4 protein-coding genes are annotated in these 5,862 nt (G+C 65.6%); 3 read left to right on the plus strand and 1 reads right to left on the minus strand.

Annotated elements, in window-relative coordinates; genetic code table 11:
• Positions 1-2,342 (minus strand): TonB-dependent receptor (locus tag ACFE7D_RS13715; RefSeq protein ID WP_375395973.1); only part of this gene is annotated, 2,342 nt, incomplete at its 3' end.
• 136 nt (positions 2,343-2,478) lie between these two features.
• Here ACFE7D_RS13715 and ACFE7D_RS13720 point away from each other — a divergent pair.
• The 3 genes from ACFE7D_RS13720 to ACFE7D_RS13730 are packed head-to-tail and all read left to right on the plus strand — an operon-like array spanning position 2,479 to position 5,632.
• Complete coding sequence (locus tag ACFE7D_RS13720; RefSeq protein WP_375395974.1) at positions 2,479-3,318, plus strand: DUF6528 family protein; 840 nt, start codon at positions 2,479-2,481, stop codon at positions 3,316-3,318.
• On the plus strand, positions 3,315-4,484 hold the full coding sequence (locus ACFE7D_RS13725) for a hypothetical protein (protein WP_375395975.1): 1,170 nt from the start codon (positions 3,315-3,317) through the stop codon (positions 4,482-4,484). The genes ACFE7D_RS13720 and ACFE7D_RS13725 overlap by 4 nt, the downstream gene beginning before the upstream one ends.
• Entirely contained in the window at positions 4,481-5,632 is a 1,152-nt protein-coding gene (locus tag ACFE7D_RS13730) for an ROK family protein (protein ID WP_375395976.1), read from the plus strand. Before ACFE7D_RS13725 ends, ACFE7D_RS13730 begins: the two co-directional genes overlap by 4 nt.
• Positions 5,633-5,862 lie beyond the last annotated feature (230 nt).

The raw sequence follows: 5,862 nt of genomic DNA on the forward strand, positions 1-5,862 counted from the left end.
GGCGGTGTCGGGTTCAGCAGCGTGACGTTGGCGGCAATGCCCAGTCCGTCCAGCGGCCGCGGCAGGAACGAGAAGCGGGTGACGACCGCGTTCAGTTCGACGCCCCGGATCACCGTGCCGCTGGCGTTGATCGGCTGGGTGGTCGTGACCTGCGTCGTGACCCCGTTATAGGGCTGGAGCGCGGTATTGCTGACCGTGAGAATTTCGTTTCTGACGTTCTTGATGAAGCCCGCTGCCGAGAACAGCACGTCCCGGTTGGCGTAATATTCGAGACTGACATCGTAATTGTCGCTGCGCCGTGGCTGCAACTGCGCATTGCCGGTCGTGATCGTGACGAAATTGGTCCCGGAGTTTATCGAGATCGTCTGCCGCCCTGCCAGGTCGCTGTAGTTGGGCCGGGCAAGCGTGCGGCTGAATGCCGCGCGGGCACGGAATTTGCTCGTCAGGTTCCAATCGAGTTCCGCCGATGGCAGCCAATCATGGTAATGCTGGCCCTGCTGCGCGTAACTCAGCGTCGTAGTCTTGCCGGTCGTGGTGAGGTTGTACGATCCGGTCGACAGATCGGTGTCCTCGTACCGGACACCGGCGGTCAGCCGCAGATCGTCGAGGGCGTAGCGGCCCATGACATAGGCAGCCTTGATGTTTTCGGTCAGGGTATAATCGGATTGCAGGCTGGTCTGCGCGTTCGTCGCATTAGCGACGAACTTGGCAGGGTTCGCGTTGAAGAACGCGGTTACCGCGGTGGGATCGAAGAACATCACGCTCTGCCCGCCGCTGTTATACGGCGTGTAGGTTTGCGGCGCGCTGAAGGTCGAGAGCGGGGCCGCGCCGGCGACCGGGGTATAATCGGTGACCGTACGATCGTATCGGCGATCGACGAAGCGGGCGTATAGTCCGGTTGCGACCCCGAAACCGCGATCCTGTCCATCCATGTTGATCCGCAGGTTCGTCCGCCCGGTCAGCGCCTTTTCCTTCTGGTCGTCGGGCGTGACCTGATAGTCGTAGAAATTGTAGTTGGCGGGATTGAACACATAGCTCGGATTGGCGAAGTTGAACTGGGGAAACTGCCCCGGCGTGATGGTATAGGCATAAGCCAGGTTGGTGCCGGCCGGGATTCGGAAAACCGCGGTCGTGGCATCCTGGTGATAGGTGGCGATCGCATAGTTGACGCCGAGATCGGCCTTTATATGACTCCCGGGGGTCAGCTCGCCGTGGAAATCGCCATATTTGATCCCGCGCTTCTGAAAGAAATGCGAATCATCGTCCTGCGCATAGGTCCCACTGGTGACCGTACCCCCGGTCGGGGTGACACCCGTGATATAGGTGTATTTGTTAGTGGCGGCGGTTACCGCTGTGTTGGGGGTCACACTGTTCGCCTGCCGATCTTCGTCATTGGTGTGGTAGAAATCGGCAAAGGTCAGCGCGCCCTTGAACATGACGTGGTCGTCGAACTCGAACTTGGCGAGGCCGCCGTAGCGCTGACGCAGATTGTCGTAGTGCAGCCAGCGACGGACCGAAGGCACTACATCGGCGTTGCTGACATCCGTCGTCGCAGAGGTCAATTTCTGCCCCGTGGTCGGATCGACGTAGAGCGGCGTCGTGCTTGCTGAATCGAGCGACGCGCTGACGCGGCGGAAATAGCTGCCCGAGAAGACCGCTCCGAACTTGTGGTCCGGACCGAACGTGGTCGCGCCGACCAGTTCGGCCTGCCCCGATGGGGTATTGCCGCCTCGCGTGTGCTGGAAATCCCAGCGGCCGATGTCCGCACGACCGCCCAGATACGGCTTGCCGCCATTGTCGAACGCACTGCGGGTCTGGAGATTGGCGATACCGCCGATCGCGTTGGCGTTCATCGCCGCGGTCATCGACTTGTAGACGTCGACCCGCGCGGCCAGCGACGACGGGATGACGTCGAGCGAAACGTTGCGGCGCGATATCTCGTTGGCGGGCAGCGGCACGCCGTCGATCTCGACGAGATTGTAATCGGCGTTCAGCCCGCGGATCGACAGGAATTGCGCTTCGCCGCGGCCGTTGTTCTGGATGGTCGAGATACCGGGAACGCGGGTCAAAGCCTCGCCCAGACCGAAGTCGGGCAGCGTCCCGACCTCGTCCGAGCTGATGCTGTCGGATATGACGGAGATCTCGCGCTTGGCCGCGATGTCCTTCTTCGCCTGCAGCCGTGCGCCGGTCACGACGATGTCGCCTTCTTTCTCCGCCCCCGCGACCGGGGACGCGTCGGGCCCCGCCGTCTTGTCGGGCGCGGCGACGCTCTGCGCGAAGGCGCTGCACGGCACCGACGCGGACAGAAGTAGCAGGAAACGAAAACTCGATCGGAACGACATGGCGAATCCCCCTGTGGATGACATGATGACGTCATTTAATCACTGTAGGTGACATAAACATGACGGTGCATCGCGGTGATGTGCCGACATCTCGGCGCGAATGGAGAAACATATGTTTTTGACCGGGTTGGCGGCTATGGCCGTCGCGGCGACGACACCGGATCGGCTTTATGCATGCGGCGACGATCAGGTTCGCGAGCTGCGAGTCGCAGGCGATGGAGCGACGGAGTCGTGGCGCTGGACGGCGAGTGACTCGACCGATCTGCCCGCGGATTACCGGACAACGCTGCTGGCGCATATCGACGACTGCAAGCCCGTGAACGACGGTCGCGACCTTCTCGTTACCGCTTCGACCGGCGCGACGGTGCTGATCGAACGGGCGACGGGCAAGGTCCTGTTCCGCGCGAAGACTCCGATGGCGCACTCGGCCGCGCTGCTGCCCGGCGGAATGATCGCGGTCGCGCTGTCGATCAATCCGGCGGGAGACCGGCTCGAACTCTATGACAGCCGAAAGAACGAGACACCGTTGCAGAGCCTGCCGCTGCCGTCCGGCCACGGCGCGGTCTGGGATGCCCAGCGCGCGCGGCTGTTCACGCTGTCGCATGATCTGGTCCAGGCATTCCGGCTTGACCGCACCGCACAAGGTCTCCACCTGATCGAGACCGCGCGATGGATGCTGCCGGGTCGGCGTGACGGGCACGACCTGTCGCCCGCGCCCGATGGCGGCTATGACGTTACCACCGATGACGGCGCCTGGTCCTTCACGCCCGATGACGGCAGCTTCGGTGCCATCGCGCCGCTCAACCCCAAGCTGCGCGTCAAGGCGGTGAGCGCTCTGGGCGACCGCATCGCCTGGGTGCAGGCTGAAGAGAGCTGGTGGGCCCACGGCTTCACCGTCATGAGCGCGCAAGGTACCGATCCGCACCGCATCCCGGTCGAGGGTCTTCACCTCTACAAGGTCCGCTGGATCCGATGACGCTGTCGCCCCGCGCCGCCCACACCGCCTACTACACGGCGCATATCGGCAAGAGCCTGTTGTGGACGGCGAGCGATCTCGTCACGATCTACGCGCTGGTAAGCCTGTTCGGGGTCGATCCGGCGCTGGCGGGCTGGTTGTTTCTTGGCGGGCTCGCGGCGAATGCGCTCGCTGACCTGTTCGTGGGCGACTGGCTAGATCGGCACCCGCGGCAGACTCGGGCGATTGCCGGAATCGGCCTTGCCGGCGCGGCGATGATCTTCCCGCTGACGATCCTCGCAGCGCCATCGGGTAGTGCGGTCCTGATGACGGCGACGCTGGCCTTCCGTCTCTGTTATGCCGCCTATGATGTTCCGCACAATGCGATGCTGACGCGGCTTGCGACGGCGGCGGCGGATACAGCCACGCGCCTGTCACGCGGCCGCACGGTCGGTACCGGCATCGCCGCCGGCGCGGTCGGACTGGCGCTGTCGCGGTGGCGCGACGCGGCGACGCTGCCGGTGATGCTCTGGCTGCTTGCGGGGGCGGCGCTGATCCTGGGGGCCGCGCTGCTTCCGCTCGTGCCGAGGGCGGCGTTGCGGACGGCAGCGACGGCACCCAGAGGTCCGGGCCTTCCTAACGGCTTCCTGGCCGGCAGCCTGGTCGGTATCGTCGCGCTCGGCGCGCTGACCAAGGCAATGCTGCAACTGCCGCCCGTGATCGCCCACCCCGGTGCCGGGACGACCGTCCTGCTGCTGACTGGCGGTCGGATGCTGGCGGCGCTGGTTCCGTTCGCCGTTCGCGACGCGCGCCGTGGCCTGACGCTGCTGGCGGCGCTGTACCTGGTCGCAATACCGGTGATGGCGGGACTGCTCCGCTTGGAAGGATGGCCGATGGTCCTCGCCATCGGCCTGCTGCTCGGCAGCACTAATCTGATTGACTGGACGCTGCTGCCGCTGCTTGCGCGCGGCGCGCGCAGCTACGGCTTCTACACCATGGCGGCCAAGCTTGCGCTCGGCGGGGCCGGGCTGGCAATGACCGCCGCGCTCGGCAATCGCACGACCTTCGCCCCCGGCGCGTTCGCGATGTTCGCCTCCGCGGTACTGACGGCTTGTGCGCTCGCCGCTTGGTGCGTCTGGCCGCAGCGTCCGTTCGAGGCAGACAGGCTGAAGGATACCGCCGCATGATCCATGGATATGCCGGCGAGTTTCCGCCCGCGTTCCTGCGTGAGGACGGACGCCGCACCGCGACCGACAATGAGCGCGTGGTGATGACGCTGCTCCACCGTACCGGCGACGCCTCGCGTGCCGACCTCGCCCGCGCTACCGGCCTGACCGCGCAGTCGATCACCCGCCTCGTCGATCCGCTGATCGGCCGCGGCCTGCTCGTCGAGGGCGCGCCCGAGATCGCGGGCCGCGGCAAGCCGAGCGCCAAGCTCCGCCTCGTCGCCGACGCCGCCTTTGCGGTCGGCCTGTCGGTGATGACCGATACGGTGTCACTGGTGGTGATGGACCTGGCCGGAACGATCCGGGGGCGTGTCGAGGCCCCGCTCGTCAGCGTCGACTTCGCACGGGCGAACGAGCAGATCGCGTCGCTGATCGACCACGCGGTGGCGGAGGCGGGGCTCAACCCGGCGCGGCGGATCGGCACCGGCGTCGGCGTCACCGGCTATTTCATCGGCGACGGCGCGCGGCTGAACCCGCCGGCGCAGCTCGATCCCTGGGCGCTCATCCCGCTCGACACGATGCTGGCCGAGCGGCTGGGCGGACCCGTTTGGGTCGACAACGACGGCAACGTCGCCGCGGTCGGCGAAGCGATGCTGGGCGCGGGCCGCACGACGGGCGACTTCGCCTATCTGTATTTCGCAGCCGGGTTCGGCGGCGGCGTGATCGCGGGCGGCGTGCCGATGCGCGGCAGCCACGGCAACGCCGGTGAGTTCGCCTCGACCCTGCCCGAGAGCTGGCCGCAACCCAATCTCGACAACCTGCGCCTGTATCTCGCCGTACACGGGCACCCGTACGACGACCTCCACGCCATGCTCGCCGGGTTCGATCCCGGCGATCCGCTGATCGACGGCTGGCTGGACGAGTGCGCTCCGTCCTTCAACTTGATCGCCTCAGTCATCTCGGCGGCGCTCGATCCGGACCTGATCGTCCTGGGTGGCCGCCTGCCGCCCGTGCTGGCCGAGCGGATCATCGCGCGCATCCGGTTCACCAACCCCGAACGACGCGGCCATCATCGCCCGGCGCCCAGGATCACCCCATCGGTAATCGGTCCTGACGCCGCTGCGATCGGCGCCGCCATGCTGCCCCTGCGTGCGGCTTTCTTCGGCTGATAGTATCAGCATTCTCAATTGCTGGCGGTGATGAAGACCGGTCGCTCAACTTCCTGCAAACGAACATGAATCTGGAAAACGCACTTGCGATGCGCGCCGTGCGCTGTTGGCGGACCATACTTTCCCGAAACTGCCTATAGAACATGCAGAAATTGAAATGCGGCGAGCGGTTGAACGGGTCGTGTCCCACGACGTGGTGTAGTTCGCGGTTGGGCATCGGCGATCTTCGG

Origin of the sequence: uncultured Sphingomonas sp. (assembly GCF_964244235.1) — a bacterium.
GTDB lineage: Bacteria > Pseudomonadota > Alphaproteobacteria > Sphingomonadales > Sphingomonadaceae > Sphingomonas.